Annotated in this window: 16 protein-coding genes; 5 read left to right on the forward strand and 11 right to left on the reverse strand. The window is 38.3% G+C overall.

The annotated features are described in order from the left end of the window. Positions 1 to 32 precede the first annotated feature (32 nt). From GXZ72_03990 to GXZ72_04020, 7 genes are all read right to left on the reverse strand, one after another. A complete protein-coding gene (locus GXZ72_03990) occupies positions 33 to 1,025 on the reverse strand; it encodes a sensor histidine kinase (protein HHT18699.1) in 993 nt (330 codons plus the stop codon). 15 nt (positions 1,026 to 1,040) lie between these two features. Then, positions 1,041 to 1,295 (reverse strand): hypothetical protein, encoded by a 255-nt coding sequence (locus GXZ72_03995; protein ID HHT18700.1) that lies wholly within the window; start codon positions 1,293 to 1,295, stop codon positions 1,041 to 1,043. A 156-nt stretch (positions 1,296 to 1,451) separates the two neighbouring features. Continuing rightward, positions 1,452 to 2,903, reverse strand: coding sequence for a recombinase RecA (locus tag GXZ72_04000; GenBank protein ID HHT18701.1), 1,452 nt, complete (start codon positions 2,901 to 2,903; stop codon positions 1,452 to 1,454). A 481-nt stretch (positions 2,904 to 3,384) separates the two neighbouring features. Continuing rightward, on the reverse strand, positions 3,385 to 5,571 hold the full coding sequence (locus GXZ72_04005) for a DHH family phosphoesterase (protein ID HHT18702.1): 2,187 nt from the start codon (positions 5,569 to 5,571) through the stop codon (positions 3,385 to 3,387). A gap of 100 nt (positions 5,572 to 5,671) precedes the next feature. Further along, on the reverse strand, positions 5,672 to 6,166 hold the full coding sequence (locus tag GXZ72_04010) for a hypothetical protein (GenBank protein HHT18703.1): 495 nt from the start codon (positions 6,164 to 6,166) through the stop codon (positions 5,672 to 5,674). Positions 6,167 to 6,441: 275 nt separating this feature from the next. Further along, a complete protein-coding gene (locus tag GXZ72_04015; protein HHT18704.1) occupies positions 6,442 to 6,825 on the reverse strand; it encodes a desulfoferrodoxin in 384 nt (127 codons plus the stop codon). An 83-nt stretch (positions 6,826 to 6,908) separates the two neighbouring features. Further along, a complete protein-coding gene (locus GXZ72_04020) occupies positions 6,909 to 7,493 on the reverse strand; it encodes a rubrerythrin family protein (GenBank protein ID HHT18705.1) in 585 nt (194 codons plus the stop codon). 408 nt (positions 7,494 to 7,901) lie between these two features. On the opposite strand from GXZ72_04020, the gene GXZ72_04025 reads away from it, so the two are divergent. The 3 genes from GXZ72_04025 (at position 7,902) to GXZ72_04035 (ending at position 11,564) form a co-directional block, all read left to right on the forward strand. After that, the gene (locus GXZ72_04025; GenBank protein HHT18706.1) at positions 7,902 to 10,226 is read left to right on the forward strand and encodes a PAS domain S-box protein; all 2,325 of its coding nucleotides are present in this window, start codon (positions 7,902 to 7,904) and stop codon (positions 10,224 to 10,226) included. Positions 10,227 to 10,592: 366 nt separating this feature from the next. Continuing rightward, positions 10,593 to 11,075 carry a hypothetical protein gene (locus tag GXZ72_04030; protein HHT18707.1) on the forward strand — a complete coding sequence of 161 codons (483 nt, stop codon included), beginning with the start codon at positions 10,593 to 10,595 and terminating at the stop codon, positions 11,073 to 11,075. A gap of 3 nt (positions 11,076 to 11,078) precedes the next feature. Continuing rightward, positions 11,079 to 11,564, forward strand: a complete 486-nt coding sequence (locus GXZ72_04035; GenBank protein ID HHT18708.1) for a hypothetical protein — start codon at positions 11,079 to 11,081, stop codon at positions 11,562 to 11,564. A 66-nt stretch (positions 11,565 to 11,630) separates the two neighbouring features. Here GXZ72_04035 and GXZ72_04040 read toward each other — a convergent pair whose 3' ends face one another. Next, positions 11,631 to 13,097 carry a PAS domain S-box protein gene (locus GXZ72_04040; protein HHT18709.1) on the reverse strand — a complete coding sequence of 489 codons (1,467 nt, stop codon included), beginning with the start codon at positions 13,095 to 13,097 and terminating at the stop codon, positions 11,631 to 11,633. A 673-nt stretch (positions 13,098 to 13,770) separates the two neighbouring features. Between GXZ72_04040 and rfbA the strand changes: the two genes are divergently transcribed. Further along, positions 13,771 to 14,643: a glucose-1-phosphate thymidylyltransferase RfbA gene (gene rfbA / locus GXZ72_04045; protein HHT18710.1), complete on the forward strand. Its 873-nt coding sequence runs from the start codon at positions 13,771 to 13,773 to the stop codon at positions 14,641 to 14,643. Between the two features lie 161 nt (positions 14,644 to 14,804). Here rfbA and GXZ72_04050 read toward each other — a convergent pair whose 3' ends face one another. Beyond that, the gene (locus tag GXZ72_04050) at positions 14,805 to 15,998 is read right to left on the reverse strand and encodes a CDP-glycerol glycerophosphotransferase family protein (protein HHT18711.1); all 1,194 of its coding nucleotides are present in this window, start codon (positions 15,996 to 15,998) and stop codon (positions 14,805 to 14,807) included. 228 nt (positions 15,999 to 16,226) lie between these two features. On the opposite strand from GXZ72_04050, the gene GXZ72_04055 reads away from it, so the two are divergent. Further along, positions 16,227 to 17,150, forward strand: a complete 924-nt coding sequence (locus tag GXZ72_04055; protein HHT18712.1) for an SDR family oxidoreductase — start codon at positions 16,227 to 16,229, stop codon at positions 17,148 to 17,150. A gap of 240 nt (positions 17,151 to 17,390) precedes the next feature. On the opposite strand, the gene GXZ72_04060 is transcribed toward GXZ72_04055, so the two are convergent. Both GXZ72_04060 and GXZ72_04065 read right to left on the reverse strand, forming a co-directional pair. Beyond that, a complete protein-coding gene (locus tag GXZ72_04060) occupies positions 17,391 to 18,308 on the reverse strand; it encodes an EamA family transporter (GenBank protein HHT18713.1) in 918 nt (305 codons plus the stop codon). 146 nt (positions 18,309 to 18,454) lie between these two features. After that, positions 18,455 to 19,801, reverse strand: coding sequence for a nucleotide sugar dehydrogenase (locus GXZ72_04065; GenBank protein HHT18714.1), 1,347 nt, complete (start codon positions 19,799 to 19,801; stop codon positions 18,455 to 18,457). Positions 19,802 to 19,920: the final 119 nt, after the last annotated feature.

Raw genomic sequence — 19,920 nt, forward strand, 5'->3', positions numbered from 1 at the left:
AAAAAAAATACAAACCCCTTAAAAAAATGTAGTTAACTGAATTCTGGATCCTTAAATTTAATGCGGAATGTGGTTCCTGGGCTGCGTTGAAGCTCCAGTTCACCTCCAATTTGATAGGTGAGACTGTTTATGAGCATCATACCCAAACTGTCACTTTTTTCCAATTCAAAATCTTGGGGGATGCCAATACCATCATCACTAACCTCCAACTGGTATTCATCTTTCTTTTTATGGAAACTTATGCTGATGGATCCTTTTCTTTCATCTGGGAAAGCATATTTTAGACTGTTGGTTACCATTTCATTGATAATTAATCCTAAGGGTACTACATTATCAATGTCAATCTCCACATCCTCTACATCCATCTTAAGCTCGATTCTGCCTAGTTGGGTGGAGTAGGTTTCGAAAAGATCCCTGGTGAGAGTGCGGATGTAATCTGCAAAATCTATGCTTTTCATGTCTATGGAACGGTATAATCGTTCGTGAATTAGAGCCATGGACTGTGCACGGTTCTGACTTTCTTTGAATAGTTCTTTGGATTCTTCATCCTCAATATACTTTGACTGCAAACTAAGGAGACTGGATATAACCATTAAGTTGTTTTTCACCCGATGGTGTATCTCTTTCATTAGCATTTCTTTATCTTTCAGTAACTGGTTAACTTGAACTGAAAGGCGACGTGTTTGCAGTAAAACCCGAACCCGGGATTGGAGGATCATCTTAGTTATAGGTGGACTTATAACTTCGTCAAAACTGTCCCAAACTCCTTGAACTACTTTCAAATCATTAGCAGATGCAACCAAAAGGTAGGGTAAGAATAATGGTTTTTCTTTTTCTTTTTTAGACTTCAATTCTTCTCTATGAGGTGACCATGATGGAAGATCCATGATTATTAGACTTAAATTTAGATTGGAATTTTCATTAAGTTCTGATTTGTCATAAATTATGTGATAGTCAGATCCCAACAGATCTCCTACCATTTGACTATTTTGTCGGTTAACCATGGATATTAGTATGGTTTCCATTACATCCACCTGTTTTTAGTTTGAATTTTCTACCAAACTCTTTACCAAGTATAAAAGTTCTTTAATCACTAACGGTTTGACCAACACCCTTTTTGCACCTTGTTTCATACCTTGTTCTTCAATAACTCTGTGTTGTTGTGGGCTGAGAACCAGGAATGGGATATCCAAAAGTCGCAAGTCTTCACAAGATTTCCATATATTCTGATTAAAACCAGATATATCCATGATGACCAGGTTCACTTTTTCTCTGTTTTTAGCATCTGAAACCATCCCTACTGGGTCGGTGCATCCGGCAACTTCGTAGCCCTGTTATCCTAAAATTTTCACTAAAATGTCATTGTTACGTTTATTCCTACTTAAAGAAAAAATTAAAGGTTTATTTTTTGATGATTCGCTTGACATTTTCCTCCTCCAGTTGGGGTGGATTTATTTCTCCACATGGTCTTCTATTTTAGGTGTGCCGCTTAAAATCCCATAGATGTCGGATAATGGCTCGCAAACACGTATACCGTATTTGGTGATTTGAACTTCTCTAAGACCTTTTTCAAAGTCACTTAAACGTTTTTTCAATACTCCAATGGCTTTTCTTAGTTCTCCATCTTTTTCAAAGTATCGGAGGAATATTATATTGTCTGCAAGGTAGCTTATGCCTATTTCAGTTATTTTAAGACCTCCACTAACTTCTTCCACTTCGTTAATTAGAATAACCGTGACTCCGGATCGGGTCATGTATTTGGATAGGGAGTGGAGGTGGCTAACTGGATCTTCTCCACGAAGGGAAAGTTTATAACCAGAGGTGCTGTCAATCATCACAATCTTGGACTGGTTATCATCCACTTCTTTTCGCACGAGTTGTGCGAATTCCTCAGGGGAGTATCTTAAAGGCTCTACTTGAACTACTGAGAGCATTCCAGTATTAATCATACTCCTAACTGGTATGTTGATGGATTCACATCGGTTAATTAGGCTTTCTTCACTTTCTTCGAAGGTGTAAACTACTGAACGCTCACCCCTGCCTGCTGCTTCCTTCATGAACTGGATTCCAAGTGTGGTTTTACCCACTCCACTGGGGCCACTGATAATGGTGGCAGTTCCTCTTTCAATACCTCCATGGAGGATTTCATCCATTTCTGGAACTCCTGATGAGATGGTTTCATGTATGTATTCTTTTTCACGAAGCATTGGCCGCAGGCGTGGGTAAATTTTAACCCCCTTAGGGGTGATTCTCATTGAGTGTTCACCGAAACGGAACCCAGAACCTCGGTACTTGCTGAGAGCAATACTTCGGCCTTCTGCAAAGAATTCTAGGTTGATGATTCCATCACACATGAACTGAAGATCATCATCTGGTTCCTGGTCACTGAATTCTGATGTGAATAGGACTGTGGCTCCCTTATCTGTTAAGAAACGTAGAAAGGATAGTGTTTGTTTTCTGAACTGGAATTCATCATTGGCTAGGTATCTGAACTGGGTGATGGGATCCACAAATACTCTTGTTGGTTTGAGTTCGTCCATTTTTTTGATTATCTCTGAGGTTGTTGACTCTCGTTCCACTTCTGCCGGTGAAAAAATGTCATAAGCCTCCATGTTGGCGAAAAAATCTTCATCAGGACTTAAATCCAGGAAATTAATACCTTCAGTGTTAAAGCCCATGCCCCTGGCATTTTCCATCACTTGGTCGGTGGGTTCACCCATGTTTATGAACAGCACTGTTTCCCCTTGTTTAACTCCTTCAGAAAGGAAGTGCATTCCAATACCAGTTTTTCCAGTTCCTGGAAGTCCTCTTAAAAGGTAGGACCTCTGGGGAACAAATCCGCCCATTAAAATCTCATCAAATCCTTTTATTCCACTTGATAATTTTTCATTTTTTTTAGTCATTAATTCATCCCCTGCGTTTTTGACTCGTCTCGGTTATTAACGTGCTTTTTTAGAGTTTGTAACATGTTGTAATATGTTTCAATTGTTATATAGGATAAAATGATAGTTCACAATAATTTAAAAGTTTTTAAACTTTTCGTGATTATCATCACAAAAATACATTTGGGTGAGAGAAAAACAAAAATTTTGGCCTTGAAAAATTATCGTATTATACATAGTCTGAACCATCTCCGTAGAAATAATACCAATATTATTGGCTGATAAGAATATTGTTATATAAATTGAATGAATTGTTAGAATGTAGCTACCTCAAAGGAAATGAAAGTGAATTCAAACCCATTTACAAAATCAAAAATCCCTTACAGATAACTCAAGCATTATAAGTAGAAAACATCATAAACTAGAATCTAGACTGGCAGATAAAAAAAAGTGAGTTAAACCCATTTGTGAATATAAAAAGGAAATAGGTGCTGACCAAGATTTACACTGATTTAAGCCCAGCTACCTTTCCTGCAAAGTTCTGCAGCACTTTTTTGGATAATCCTTCCACAAATTTAAGACTACCCGCACATTCATGACCTCCACCATCTATACCTGCTTCAGGTATCTCCTCCATTAACTGCGAGACAATGGTGTTAAGGTTAAATCCAAAAATCTCGTTCACTGCGTCAGTGGCCCTAATAACTCCAAAATCAGGGCCATAAGCCAATGTTATAATGGGTGTTTGTTCGCCATGTTTTTGTACTACTTGGTCATGAACAAAGCCACAAGTCTTACCCGGAGCAGGGTAGGTAAATTTATGGGCATATTTTTCAACATCCAATACATTGAAAATAATCCCATTAGGAAATTCCTGAGTCTTAAGATTAGGCATAGCTGCTGCTAGTTGCCACTGCACACGTCTTTCAGACTCGGCATACAATGCATCCACCAGTTTAATGTGTTTTTCCCGGTTCCCTAATCCCAGAATAGTGTCCATTATACCCCTACCATTCATGAATCGGAGGAAAAACGCTTCAAAATCAATGGCAGTGGCAATTTTCTCCAAATCATCAGCATCATAGCCTTTTTCCTTAGCAAGATTAATGTACCATTGAGCTTCAGGTGAACTGGCATGATCCCCCACTGCTGCAATTCCAGGCAGATGTAAAAGGCGGTCCTTAACCTCAGGGTTAATCATCTGGGCCAGTTCCACTGCCAGTGCACCGGCAGTAACTTGGCTGTCACCCCCCTCCAGATAGGGGTTCACATGAACATCCACATAATCATCAACCACCACCTTACCATCAATCAATTCTCCAGGGTAGTGATGATCAACCACCACCACTTCCAAGTCATATATCTTCACCTTTAAAAGTGCAAGTAGATCCTCCTCAGTTGAACCATTATCCAAAAGCACAATCAGAGGTAATTTCTGCCCATGTCGTTCAAAATCCTCCAGTGCAAAACTCAGGTCTTTAACCACATCTTCTATTTCATAAAATGGTGCCTTGCTGGGAGAACGTTTGAAATAATGCCATTCCGCATCATTAGCCGGGTTAATCTCCTGTAATAATGGGATCACTGCCTTTTCGACAGCAACACCAGCACAAATCCCATCCGCATCAGCATGATGGCGTACTAAAATACTCCTACCATCCAGTACAGCCCTCCGAATGGCTTTAGCAGCTGCACAGAGTCTAGGCTGGAGTTTCTGCAGTATGGGTGATTCCTGGATTAGCTCGACATTTTCTGGTTCTGCACGCCTATCAAGTGCTTCATCTATTAATTTCCGGGCTTCAGTAGCTTCTGTTCCGTGAAGACGTTCAATGGATTCTGATTCAATCTGAATCTTACCCCCATGGAGGGATACTTCGCCCAGAACCTCAACAATATTCCCCACATTAATATTGGGATATACACGTACTCCAGGTTCGTCGAAAGCAGCAGCCCAGGTGATGCTTGTTTCATCAGAGACTGTGAATATGGTAGGTCCACTAGTCTGCTGGATCTGGATGACTTCACCGACCACCCTAATATTCCGGCCCTTCATATGAGGGGTGATGTCCGAAATTGTGGTTCTTGGCATGTCTTTTTTGAGTTTAACCAATTCATAGGCCCCCTTGATGGAGGCTGGTGACAAGTCCACCTCTCCCCTATGGTGCTTGATCTCAGTTACTTGGACAAACAATTCATCCCCCACATTGTAGGGAGGGTTTCTCAGGCGAAGAAGTCCGAATAACTTCTTAGACAGACTAACAAACACCCCATAATCCTCAACCCTGGTGATTTTCCCCTTGTAATGTTCCCCTATTTCCAAGTCCCTGAGTTCAGATGCAGGGTGCAACTGATAGACTCGGGGTTTTAACTGCTTATCCTGGCATTCTTCACAGTAATCTCCTTTGGTTATTGGACGCCCACACTGAGTGCACAAGTTAAGTTCACCTTTGCCCTGACATTCCGGACATTCTTCGGTAACTTCAACTTCGCCTTTTCCATTACATACTGAACAGGGCACTTCATGATCCTCATCCAGTTGAAAACGTTCTCTGGCACTTCCTGAAAGTCCTTTCAGATGTTTTTTTACATCAACTTGGCCAGTGACTCCAGTTCCATGGCATGTTTCACATATTTTATAACTAACCACAGTACGTCCTTTACCTTTGCAGTTTGAACAAGTTTTCTTCATTTTTAACCTCATGAAAAATAGATAGTATGATTAAATATTTTTGTAAACAGTAGTTATCCCCTGAAATTGTGTAAACCCACCAAAAAATATTGTGATGTGCTTACTTCTTGAATTTATTGGGATTTTGTTTTACTATATTCTGTTTTTGTATTTTAAACTCCTGGGATGATCGCATGTATTGATTAGCCAGATCAACATGTTCATTAGCTGAAGTGGTGTCGTTGCCCTTGAAAAGGGGAATTGCCATTTTTAGTTCAGTGGTAGCATTAATTTTAGCATCTAATTCCTGTAGGGTTAGTTCCATATAATTGATGTAAATCTCATCTTGAATATTCCGACTGTAGATTAAAGCTTCCTGTGCCGATGTTTTCGCCAAGTTATACTGCGTGTTGGCATCATTGCACTGTTTCTGCGCTTCATAATAACGGTATTTATTGGTGTTAATTGCTGCATTATTGAAATAATTATCACCAGCTTGAATGTGTTCACGGATTACTCCTGATAGGTGGTCGATCTGGGCCACTTGTGTATCCAGACATCCGGATAAAGACACCGCCAAAATTATTAGTACCAAGGAAATGATTACTTTACGCATATGACACCCACAACTAATACTATCTAGATATTCTACACTACTAGTAGGTTATTTGTTATCGATTATTAAATTAACCGAGGGTATAGTAAATTAAGCTTCATCTAAAATAAAGTATTCTACTACTAAAAAAAAAATATAGAGTTTTTTCTTGGTAAAATCCTACAACCCACTTATTCCAAAAATTGTGGATGAAAAATTTTTTAAAACTATAAGATCAGCCGTTAAGACTATAAACTCAGCGGAGGGGTTCATTATTTAATAAAATCCAGGGAGGATTAAGATTTCCAAAACCCATGGATATTACAGTAACTTTTTGCGGTTACCTCTTTTTCGTCAGTTAAATTTACTGGAAATTCAGCTTCTGGAAGATCATCAGGCCCTAAAAACTGAATGTATAATTGATCAGGAGTGGAAAGCTCAACCCACAAAATATGATGTTCTTCTTCCATTGGGTGGGGAACTTCACCCACTTTAACTTTCACTCCATTTTCAGACTTTTCAATTACAGGAATGTGTTTTTCAGGACCAACATCTTTCTGTTCAGCATTTATAAGCTCCATTGGCACTTTGCAGCAAACTAGTTCTCCGGGTCCAGTGCATAGTAAAGTTACAATGTTACCACAGACATTACAACGATATACTTCTTTTTTTTCGGTCATTGTTATACCTCAAATGGAATCATACTATATGTATAGTCTCCTATAATATATTAGAATAAATTTTTAAAAAAAAATGATGGAATTTAATACTCTTCACATAGTATGAAGTAATATTTGGTAGGGTGATCGCAAGCCGGACACTTTTCTGGTGGGTTTTGTCCAGTGACAGTGTATCCACATTTCATACAAGTCCAAGTGACTGGTTCATCCTTTTTAAAGAGGGTGCCTGCTTCCACTTGTTCCAGGAGTTTGGTGTATCTTTGCTCATGATGGACTTCTGCTTTTCCAATGGACCGTAACCTCTGAGCAATATCTTTCAAACCTTCCTGAGTGGCCACTTCTGCAAATTCAGGATACATTTCTGTATTTTCGTAGTGTTCACCTGCTATGGCGGCTTTAAGGTTTTCTACGGTGTTTCCCAGGGTTAATGGCGCATCTGCCTCCACATGAATCTCTTCAAGGTCTTGGCCACTTTTTTCTTTAAGTTCCTGGATGAGCCTGAACAACCATTTTGCATGTTCACGTTCATGTTCAGCAGTTTCTAGGAATATTTCAGAAAGTTTTGGGTAACCGTCCTTTTTTGCCTGCTTAGCATATAAGGTGTAGCGGTTTCTGGCCTGGCTTTCGCCTATAAAAGCCTTAGTAAGATTTTCTAATGTTTTCTCCATTATAAACACCAAATTAATATTAGAACTTAAAGTTTATAAATCTTTATAAATTAAACTGCAAAACAATTTTAAAGCTTCTACAAACTTGAAATAAAAAATATTGGCCTATACTTATTTTCAATAATAACCATGATTTGTATACTCCCTAAAGAGATTATTGATCTGGAAAAGATTAGGGAAATATTAGAAAGTAATAAAAAAGTTAAATCAATAGATTAAGTTCAAACCGGGCAAAATTCATGTTGTAAGACTAAATAACATAATTAGTCGGAACTAGGATTATAGTTGGGGCTTAAAAAAAAATAAATATGAAGCAAAAATAATAATACTAGTTAAGTGTATGTTCAGTTAAGTGTGTGTTCCTTTAATGATTCTAGATCACTCTGTGTTCTAGTGGGGTTTATGTCAATGAAGAAAGAAGTGCAGGAAATTGAAAATATATCAGCACACATCCCCGTGGAATATGATAAAAAGCAGCATGTAAAATATATTAATCGTCTATCAAGATTTAAAAAATATTCAAAGGCCTTGGCATTAATTGTTGTTTTAATGGGAATTTCATGTGTACTGGGATGGGTTTTAAACATACCACTTATTCGGGGAGAATTTTTTGGTTCTCCTGGCACTAAATTGTATACAGCAATTTTATTCATTATGGCTGGTGTCAGCTTGTATCTTCTTAATTGTGAAGAAGATTCCAAAAAACTAGCCATCATCCGAGTATTGTCATCCATTATTATTGTTTGGAGTGCATTAACCTTTATTGAATTTGTTTCTGGTTTAAATATTATTCTTCCAAACTTACATCCCTTTATGACCTCCACAGTGGCGAAAAGTAGAGTTTTAAGCAGCATCAATCTGATGATAATTGGATTCGCACTTTTGATGTCAAGTTACAAATATAAAATTCGTCTAATTCAAATCATTGCATTAATTTATGGATTCATTGCCTTATTAGGCCTATCTGCCTATTTGGTTGGGAGAAGTGATAATTACCTCATCGATCTAGTAGTGCAGATGGCAATGCTATCCTCCTTAATACATATCTGTTTTTCTGTAGGTATTCTCTGCCTCTTCCCTGACAAATCCTACATGGGAAGAATAACCGCCCAAAATAATGGAGGTTACATGGCCAGACAATTATTACCCGTGAACTTGGGAGCAGTTTTTATCATTGGAATTTTGATCAACCTTGGGAATCAATCCGCCTTATTTAGTGACGAATTTGGTCGTGTTTTAACAATAGTTACTACCATGGCATTTTTAACTGGAATTATCATATGGAATGCAAAAATGCTAAATAAAATAGATTCAGAGAGGCAAAAATCCCAAGAGGAACTTTTCAAAATCCAAAAATTCTATGAAGAAATAGTCGAAGGAATAAATGAGGGAATATGGGTTACTGATAAAAATGACCACCTATATTACACAAACAGAGGGATGGAAAAGATTACAGGAGTTAAAACTGAAGATATGAGAGGGGTTAATATTTTGAAAGATATACCTCCAGAGATAAGCAATGTTCTGGAGAAGTATTACACTAAAGCCAAAGAGACACTGACCCCGGTCCATTATGATTCCATACCAGTGCCCATCACCACTGGAAAGAAAAGTTATCATAGTGGCTGGATCCTTCCTCAAATATACAATGGTAGCTTCAACGGAGCAGTTTGCACTGTTATTGACCAGACAAAACTGAAAGAGGCTGAAAAAGCCCTTAGAAAATCTGAAGCATACTATCGGACCATATTTGAAAGTACGGGAACTGCGACGATTATTATTGGAGAGGACAGACTAATAAAAATGGCCAATAAGACATCAGAAGAGTTCATAGGTTATAATCGGGATGAAATTGAAAATAAAATGACATGGACAAGGTTTGTGCATCCTGATGACCTGGAAAGGCTGAAAAAATACCATCAAATGCGTAGAACTGATGAAAAACAAGTTCCATCTGCATACGAGTTTAGGCTAATTGACAATAACCAGAATGAAAGACAGATCATGCTATATGCTTCACTAATTCCTGGCACCACTAGCAGTGTAGTGTCTCTTTTAGATATTACCGACCGGAAAAAATCAGAACAAGCTATTAAAAACTCGTTGAAGGAGAAGGAACTTTTATTACAGGAGATACATCATCGGGTAAAAAATAACATGCAGATCATCTCCAGCCTCCTGAACTTGCAGAGTAGCTTTATTGAAGATGAGGAAATAGAGAATATCCTGAAGGATAGTCAGAGTAGAGTTAAATCCATGGCCCTGGTGCATGAAAAACTTTATCAAGCTGATGATCTTGCCCAGATCAATGCTGCCGAATATATTCGGAGTTTAACCACCAGCATGTTCCATAATTACTCAGTGCACCCTGGTGTTGAATTGATCCTGGATGTGGGAGATGTTTTCTTTAACATTGACACTGCAGTCCCCCTGGGCCTGGTCATAAATGAACTGGTCTCTAACAGCCTTAAATATGCGTTTCCAGATGATAGAACAGGCAAAATACAAATTTCCTTGAAACAATCCTCAGAGGAGGGAAAATATATTTTAATAGTTGAAGATGATGGTGTTGGGTTCCCTGAAGATGTTGATTTTCTTAACTCACCTAGTTTAGGACTTCAACTCGTGAAAACCCTTGTGAACCAGCTGAACGGGACTATTGAATTGGACCGCAACAAGGGAACTTCTTTCAAAATATGCATTGAAAGGAATAAATATACCAAGAGAATTTGATGAATAAATTTATTGGAAGAAATTTAATATTAAACCTAGAAAAATTTTCCTCATACATCCACATGAAACAATACATTACATTATCTCCTAAATTATGAAAAAGTAGATTACAAATTAATTCAGGGAATAATTACAGACTAATTCAGGGAATAATTAATAAACTACTCCTATGTACCAATACAACAATTACTTTTTAGTGCTGATTTTTTTGATAATAATGAAATTCCAATGAAATAAAAAAAAAACAACTAAAACCACGAATCAAGTACGAACTAATTAAATAATTCTAACTATAATAAAACTTGAAGAACCTTATTTTTTTTATTAATAATAATCCAAATAACAATATTTAAAGAGGTTTGGACTTTGAACTTGAAAACCCCCACTAAACGTATTGTAGTTGGGATCATGCTGATAATCATTCTGGCGGGTTTGTGCACCCATTATGCCAGTGAATTTGAAAAACATCGCAAACATCCATCATATGGTGCAATCCTGTCTGACTATCCCCTGGGAGAGGTGGTGAATGTAGGTGGAACCGTAACCCAAATCAACAGCACCCATATCCTGGTTGAGGAGAACTATCATGGCCATATAGTTACCATGAAAGTGCCTAAAAATGACCCGATAATCAAAAACCATACCTTATCCCCTGAGGATAGAATCACAGTGGTGGGTGTTTTAGGACCTGATAATCAGATGGTGAGTGTGCAGGAGATAAATGTCAATAGTTATGCAAATTACATCTGGCTGCTGTTTCGTTCTTTCCTGGCACTGATAGTGCTGGTGTACATCTTTAACTCTTACTGGAGTTTTGATCTGGAAAGTTTCCAATTCAGGAGGCGATAGGAAATGCCAGACTGGGTGGTGCATATAGCAGTAGCCTGGACCCTCTGCCGCATCCTGCGATTTAGGTATCCTCAATTCAACCCAGCCAACACTGCACTGGTAATGGCAGGATCAGTATTCCCTGATGCAGTGAAAATATCAATCCTCTTTGAATTATTTGGTTTTGACTGGTGGGACTATATCCACGTAGTTCACCTTCCCCTGGGCGCCTTTTTAATGGCAGGAATTGCAACCCTGCTATTTGAAGAGAAAAAGACAGCCATGGCCTTTTTATCAGCGGGTATTTTAACCCATTTTGCTTTGGACTTACTCCTAATCCAACTTGATAATGGTATTTACCTTTTCTATCCTTTCAGCTGGAAGGGATTTAGTTTGAACCTAGTACCCAATGATGATTACCACATCACAATTGTGGCTCTGCTGGTGGCATTATCAGTCTACTTACTATCCCTATGGGATAAAAAACGGGTGAAAAGACTAAAAAGATGATTAAGATACAAATAGTAGTTGTTGTTATATTAATATAATATTTTGTGTGTGAAGATTAAAAAAAAATTATAAAGTCATATCCGTGAATTTCTCTTCACTGAATTTGATTTTAAAACAAGTTCCATTTTCCTGATGAACAATCATTGTGGCGTGGATCTGATCAACAAGGGTGTTCACCAGACGCATGCCAAGTGAATTAGCCTTACGATAATCAAAATCTGCAGGTAAACCTACACCATTATCAGACACTGAAAAATTGTATTGATTATTTTTATTAAACTCAACACTAATCCTACCGACCCTATTATCAGGGAAAGCATGTTTGAGACTGTTGGAAACCAGTTCATTGACAATTAATCCCAGTGGCACCGCAGTGTTTGTGTCTAAAAGTATATCACCAACATCCATTTTGAGATGAATGTTATCTCCAGTAGCATAGGTTCTGAATAGTTCCTCAGTAAGAGTTTCTATGTACTCTCCGAAGTTTATACACTTAAGATCAACTGACTGGTAAAGCATTTTATGGATAAGGGCCATGGACCGGGCTCTGCGCTGGCTTTCCTTGAAAACTTCCAGTGCCGCCTTGTCCTTAATATATTTTGACTGCAGATTCAGGAGACTGGATATGACATTTAGATTGTTTTTAACCCGGTGATGAATTTCTTTAAGTAATAATTCCTTTTCTTCCAAGGATTTGCGGAGTTTTGCCTCGTTTTCCTTTCTCCTAGTGATGTCCCTGGCTATGGAAAGGATCATCCTCTCACCACGATGAACAAAAAGGTGGCTGCTGATCTCCACTGGTATTGGTGTGCAATCCTTGGCTAACTGGATTGACTCGAAAGTCGCTGTCCCTTCAGATGTTATTAACTTAATAGATTCAGAAATATGGGGGTCCTCTTCACTGGCAATGTCTTCCAAGCCCATATTCAACAACTCTTCCCTAGAATATCCCAGACGCTGGCATGCCACATCATTCACTTCAATAAACTTACCAGGATTTCCCCCAACCTTCAGTGGGTTGAGGAATATGGCGTCATTGGCATTGTTGAAAACTTCACGGAATTTTTCCTCACTTTCCTGGATCTTCAGCTCCATTTTCTTATGATGGGTGATGTCACGGGCTATCGTGGACACACTAACCACTTCCCCATCCTGATCCCGGACCGGAGAGATGCTGAGGGATATGTCCACCAAAGTACCATCTTTTCGTCGGCGCAGAGTCTCGTAATGGTCTACTCTTTCACCACTTTTTATCCAAGCCAGAATCAGTGAAATCTCATTGGTGTTGTATGGGGGGATGAGCATGGACACTGAATTTCCAATTGCCTCAGAAGCAGTGAATCCATGGATCTTCTCTGCACCGGGATTCCAGGAAATTATAGTACCATCTAAGTCAATGCCTATTATAGCATCTTCTGAGTTCTGTACAATGGATTTTAGGTAGCTCAACTCTTCCAAGGTTTTCTGGAGCTTTCCCTCTTTTTCCCGGAGAAGGGTGAGAAGTTCTTCTGGGTCTCGATCTTGATGGTTCATGGTAATCTATAATTTAGTATTGTGGGGATTCTTGATAAAAATTGCTTATGAAAAAATCATATCTAGATGATGCCAAATAAACTTCATCAAAGACCAATTCACAATATTTAGGTAGTTTGTTAAGTATAGTTTTTTTTTAGCTATTTTTTTGTATTTAGCCATATTTTCTTCTATTCAAATGCTTAAATGTGAAACAATCCAATTTAAAGGATAGTATGCCAAGACCTATATTAGAGCTTCCAGTAAACATTTTCTAAAAGATGTTCTAAAACACCTAAACCTTAGCTTTCCTATGAATTCTGGACTGTATTGGCAGCCCCCACTAGATCACTTTTTTGAAAAATTTATCTTTTATAATATATGTTGTAATTTGTACAAATAAGTTATTATTAAAAAAAATAGATATATTCACAATTAAATGGCATGATTATAATAGATTAAATCCAATTATATTAGTTACATGATGCCTGATTCTAATTAGTTCAATACATTATCCCCTAAAAAAGATTCAAATAGTGATGTTGATAAAAATTAGATTTAAAACTGAAAAATAGTATCCAATACTCCTGTTAAACATAATTACATATAAGGGGTGCAACCAGATATTCCTATCCTAAAAAAAATGAAATTACTTAGAAAAAAGGATTAAAAAAAGGTTGAGAGGTTAATAATCATGAAAGGAATTATCCTTGCCGGAGGATCCGGCACCCGGCTTTACCCTATAACCAAGGCAGTTTCCAAACAGTTACTACCCATCTATGACAAACCCATGATCTATTATCCCCTGTCTGTGCTTATGCTGGCTGGTATAAGGGAGATACTGATTATTTCCACCCCCCGTGACTTACCCTTATATCAGGATCTGTTGGGGGATGGAAGCCAGTTGGGAGTTTCCTTCTCTTACGCTGTTCAAGAAGAACCCCGTGGCCTGGCTGAAGCATTCATTGTTGGAGAAGAATTCATTGGAGATGATAAAGTAGCCCTGGTATTGGGGGATAACATCTTCCACGGCCACCGATTCAGTGAAATCCTAGAAAGAGCAGCATCTCTCGAGGAAGGGGCGATCATCTTCGGCTATTATGTTCGGGACCCCCATGCCTTTGGTGTGGTAGAATTCGATGATGATGGAAATGTTTTATCATTGGAAGAAAAACCAGAACATCCCAAATCCAACTATGCCATACCTGGACTGTACTTCTATGATAATAGTGTAGTGGAGATAGCTAAAAATGTGCAACCCTCCCCCAGGGGTGAGTTGGAGATAACCTCGGTTAATGAGGAATACCTAAAAAGGAAACAGTTGAAAGTGGAACTTTTAGGTAGGGGTATGGCCTGGCTGGACACTGGAACCCATATCGGTCTTTTGGAGGCCAGTAACTATATTGAAGCTCTCCAGAAGAGGCAAGGATTCTTTGTCGCTTGTTTAGAAGAGATCGCATATAACAATAACTGGATAGATGAAGAAACAGTCCTGAAACTTGCTGACACCCTTAAAAAAACAGATTACGCGAAATATTTGGTGGAACTGGTCACTGGTGAGTTTTAAAACACCACCACCATATTCACCTAATCTGAAACTTTACAAAAGCACTCCTACAATTTAAACATTTTTTTACAATCACTCAACAAGATAATACAACCAACCACAACCGTTAAATAATATAATACAAGCACTGCACCTTAAATAAGATTATGTGACCATTGCTACTACTTAAACTGGTGAAAAACGAGGTTATATAGTCTTTCTGATGAGTTTGAATCATGATATTTGTTCACAATATCATTAACTATCTTTCTTTCATTTTGGTAATAATTTTCATCTTCTAGGCACTGGGTTAATTCCCTTAAAAATTCGGGAAATTTAAGTACTTTAGGTCCAGGAGCCCAGAAATCGTAGGGATCAAATAAGAATCCCCTTGATTTTTCATATTCTGCCAAATCAGTTGGTATGAAAATGATTGGGCGATCCAAAAGTAGAAAATCGAAGTAAATGGAAGAATAATCAGTGACTAAGATGTCCACCCCGCCAATAATATCATAAAGATCCATAAGGTTGTCTTGTAACATTTTTGATGTGATTAAAACCATATCCTCTTTATCAGCTATGATCTGGGAGTAGTGTGCTTCTTCAAAGGGGTGGAGTTTTACAATGAAAAGTATTTTATTCTCACGAGTGTATTCTTTGAATTTCTGATCATGGTAATCATCCAAATTCATTAGATCAGGCTTTAGTGTGCCATCAACCTTGCCATCCCAGTTGCGCCAGGTTGGTGTGAATAGAACAATTTTCTGGTAGTCTTTCACTTCCTTATCCAGCAAGTTTTCCTGTTCTATTAATCGAGTAAGGTTTTCAATACCCTTTTTTTTGGAAAAAATTCGGTCATTTCTGGGCTGGCCAGTCACATGCACTTTCCGGGCATCAATGTAAAAACAGGAGCTGAGAACATTTTTCATGAGGTTAGAGGTGCTTATGAGGATGTAATTGTCATCATGGCTCCGGTGGGGTATGTGGGGGTTTTTTGAATCCTCAGCATATCCCATAGTTTTCAGGGGCATTCCATGCCATAGGTTAACCAGAACTTGTCGGGATGATTTGAATTCCAGGAAAGTGTTGTTGGTTGTGAAAATATATTTAGATCTGAAAAACTGGTAAAACCCGCTGAAACTGTGCTTATCATAGGCAGGGATGCCATTGGCAGATAATGTTTCCAGTAACTGGTGGTCAGATATCACCCACACTGGATTGAGATTGGACTCTGGATTATTGTTTTGAATGTATTCATAGAATGCCTTAGCATTATCACTAAAATCAGGGAGACTGTCAAATAAGATTTGGTTCTGATTTTTAGGAACGAATTTGTTTAAAAAATTCACTAAGACAGATTTAAGAGTCTCGATCATGTTTACCCTCTATAATATTTGACATTAAAATATCCTTCTATATTTATTATTTATAATCCTATAGTTACTGTATTGATTCTTAGTAGTTTTTCTTAAGACATTACTGATTTGAAGGATTGTTGATTTGAAAGATTATATAAGTTAGAGGACCAAAAAATTTCCTTATAATAAATAAATATAGTTTCACTTACCTTAACTTACAACACCCCCATTAACTGGAGATGTGAAATGATTAAAAACAAAAAAGTAGTGGTTACTGGTGGTCTGGGATTTATAGGATCCCACCTTGTAGAAGAACTCCACACCGATAACCAGGTTTTCATAGTTGATAATGAGTCTACAGGAAAACACCAGAACATAGCAAACTTAGACATGGATAATATAAGCCTAACACTTGGGAGTATTGGTAGTGTTGATCTGCATGGAATCATGGAGGGTGCAGATTATGTGTTCCACCAGGCAGCATTACCCAGTGTTCCCCGTAGTGTGAAGGATCCTTTACGCTCCAATGAAGCAAATATAACCGGTACCTTGAAGGTGCTGATAGCTGCCCGGGATTGTGATGTGAAAAAAGTGGTATTTGCATCTTCATCATCAGTATACGGGGACACACCAGTACTCCCTAAGGTAGAAACCATGCCACTCAAACCCCAATCACCCTACGCCACCACCAAGGCTACTGGCGAATTATACTGTCAAAACTTCACCGACATTTATGGCTTGCCAACAGTAGCACTACGATATTTCAATGTCTTCGGCCCCCGGCAAGACCCAGCATCCCAGTACGCTGCAGTCATCCCCAAATTCATAACTGCCATAATAAGGGGAGAACCACCAGTGATCTATGGTGATGGCCAGCAGAGTAGAGACTTCACCTATGTGAAAAATGTGGTGCAAGCCAACATTTTGGCATGTGAAACCAAGATGCAAGGGGTTTACAATGTGGCTTGTGGCAGGAGAACCACTCTCAATGAAATGGTGGAGATGATGGGCGAACTATTGGACAAAGATGTTAAACCAGAATACACTGACCCCCGAGTGGGTGATGTGAAACACTCCCTAGCTGATATCGATAAGATAAAGGCACATGGATACCAGCCTAGTGAAAGCTTCAAAGAAGACTTAAAAAGTGTTGTTGAATCATTTATGTAAACTGAATCCTTTAGTACTAAATAAAATCTTTTTTTTTAATTGGACAAATTATCTTTTTGGATGGCTATTTTTTATTAAAGGGATTTTTCTTTTAGAGAGACTTAACTTTTATTAGAGAGACTTAACTTCCATTAAAAAGACTTAACTTCCATTAGAGAAAATTATCTTTACTAGAGGAGGTTGGGTTTAAATTAGGGTTATCATCCCTAATATGGTATGATCTACGAAAAATAGTGGATTTCAGGATAATACTATTAAAACCACTCCTAAAACCATGACTACTGCCCCGGTTAATCTTTCCTTCATACCCTTTTCATGGAATATTAGATGACCCCATAGAACACCGAAACATACACTGGTTCTTTTTATGGCAATAACATAGGCCACTAAGGTTAGGGTAATGGCATAGATCTGAAAAATAATAGTTAAAGCACTTAAAAATCCAGTGAAAAGGAGTATGTTCTTGTTTTGTTTGATTAGTTTCCAATATTCCCCCTTTTTTTTGAGGGATGACCTTTTTTTCGGGATGTAATCCTTATTGAGAGCAAATAGTATGGGAAAAAGGCAAATAGCAATGAAAAAATTGACTGCCACCACCCATATAATGGGAGAAGAATTCACAGCACCTACTTTATCATAATTAGAGGTTATACTCCATATAAAGGCCACTATCAACATTAACTTAGGACCCTTTTCTCGTAACAACGCCTGGAAAGGTGCTAAGCATCCTTTCCGGAATTCTTTGATATTCAAAATATAGGAACCCAGGACAATCAAAATAATACCCCCTAATCCTAGGGGTGTGGGAAATTCTCCAACAATCAATGGAGAAGTTACCAGTAAAAAAAGTGGTGTAAAGGCCAGCATGGGTACTGATATGGATAAATCTGAATGCTTCAAAGCATTCATATAAAGCACAGTGGTTAGAACATTTAGCGATCCACTAATTAAAAGGGCAAGCCAGAATTGGGAACCAATAGTGGGAAAGCCCCACAAGAAGATTACCAGGACGAGAACTGGAATTAAAAATAAGAATGCTGAAAATCGGATGAAAAAAGCCACAATATAGGTGCCAACGTTTTTCAAGCTCTTCTTACTGGCTACGTCGGTGAAAGATTCAAAAAGAGCTGTTAACCAGGCAAATATTAACCAAAACATGATTAAATGTTATGTTAATAATTACAATAAAAGAATTTCCAAATCATTATTAGAAATAAACAGACTAGATTTTTTTTAAATAGAAACATCTCATAAAATAAAATCTGTTTTTTAAAAAAAAATGGGTGAATGTGAGAAGAATATTTTTAGCCGGATTTGTTCACTGCCCCCACTCCACTGTAGAAGAAACCCATTTCTCTCAGTTTTTCAGGATCATATATTCGCCTGGCATCGACGATAATAGGGATTTTCATCAATTTTTTGGCTTTTTGGAAGTCCAGATCCCTGAATTCCTGGTGGGCAGTCATGAGGACCATGGCATCAGCATCTTCCAGTGCCTGGTAAAGGTCACTTTCCAGAGTACCGTAAACTTGTGTTTCCTCTATATAGGGATCCACAATAGTGACTTGTGCCTGGTAGTGTTTTAGTTCATTGATAAGTTCTTCAGATGGTGATTCCCGGTCATCACCCACATTTTCCTTGTAGGATAATCCTAGCACAACGATCTTAGAGTTTTTAACCGACTTTTCATTATCGTTAAGGGAGTCTGCAAGCAGCCCGAAAACATGTTGAGGCATGTGATCATTGATGGTTCTACCAGCAGCTATAACCTTGGAATGGTAACCCAATTCTTTGGCCTTTTTAACCAGATAGTAGGGGTCTACTGGTAGGCAGTGCCCACCTACGCCTCCTCCAGGGTAGTAGACGTTGAAGTTCCATTTCGTGCTGGCACCCTCAATTACTTCCATAACATCGATGCCAATCTTCTCAAAGATCATGGCCAGCTCATTAACCAGGGCAATGTTCAAGTCACGCTGAGTATTCTCAATAACTTTAGCAGCTTCAGATGTCTTAATATTCCTTAAAACCTTTATATCTTCCTCAATAATAAATTGGTATAATTTTCTGGTTATTTCAGCCCATTCTGGAGTTATTCCTCCAACCACACGGGCGACTTTTTCTATGGAGTGAGCATCATCCCCTGGATTGTACCTTTCAGGACAGTAGGCCAGTCCAAAGTCCTCACCAGCCTTCAAACCTGACTCTTCCAGGATGGGTTGTAGTACTTCTTCAGTGACACCAGGATATACTGTGGACTCTAATACCACTAGTTTGCCCTTTTCCAATCCTCGGGATACTTTTTTCCCAGCATCCATAACATGGGAAAGATCCGGGTCCTTGGATTTGGTTACTGGTGTGGGGACAATGAGCAGGATGATGTCAGATTGACGAGTTGCCTCTGGCAAGTCAAGGGTGGCTACTAACTTACCTTTTTTAACCACTTTTTCCAGTCTTTCATCTAAACCAAGCTCACCCAGGGGTGAAATTCCCTGGTTAATCATATCAAGCTTTTTAGGGTCAATACCTACTCCAATCACGTCAAAATCATTCTCAGCAAAGAATATGGCCGTTGGCAAGCCAACATAACCTAATCCTACTATACATATTTTAGCTTTTTTCTCAGTTATCTTCTTAGAAAGTTCATTATACATATTTAAACCTCATAAGCTTTCCAATAATCCTATTAGAATCTTCTCAATACTTATTTAAACCCCATTAGCTTTGCAATTATCTCATTTAAAAAGATTCAATAACTATTTAAACCTCATAA

The sequence above is a fragment of the Methanobacterium sp. genome (genome assembly GCA_012838205.1).
Lineage (GTDB): Archaea > Methanobacteriota > Methanobacteria > Methanobacteriales > Methanobacteriaceae > Methanobacterium.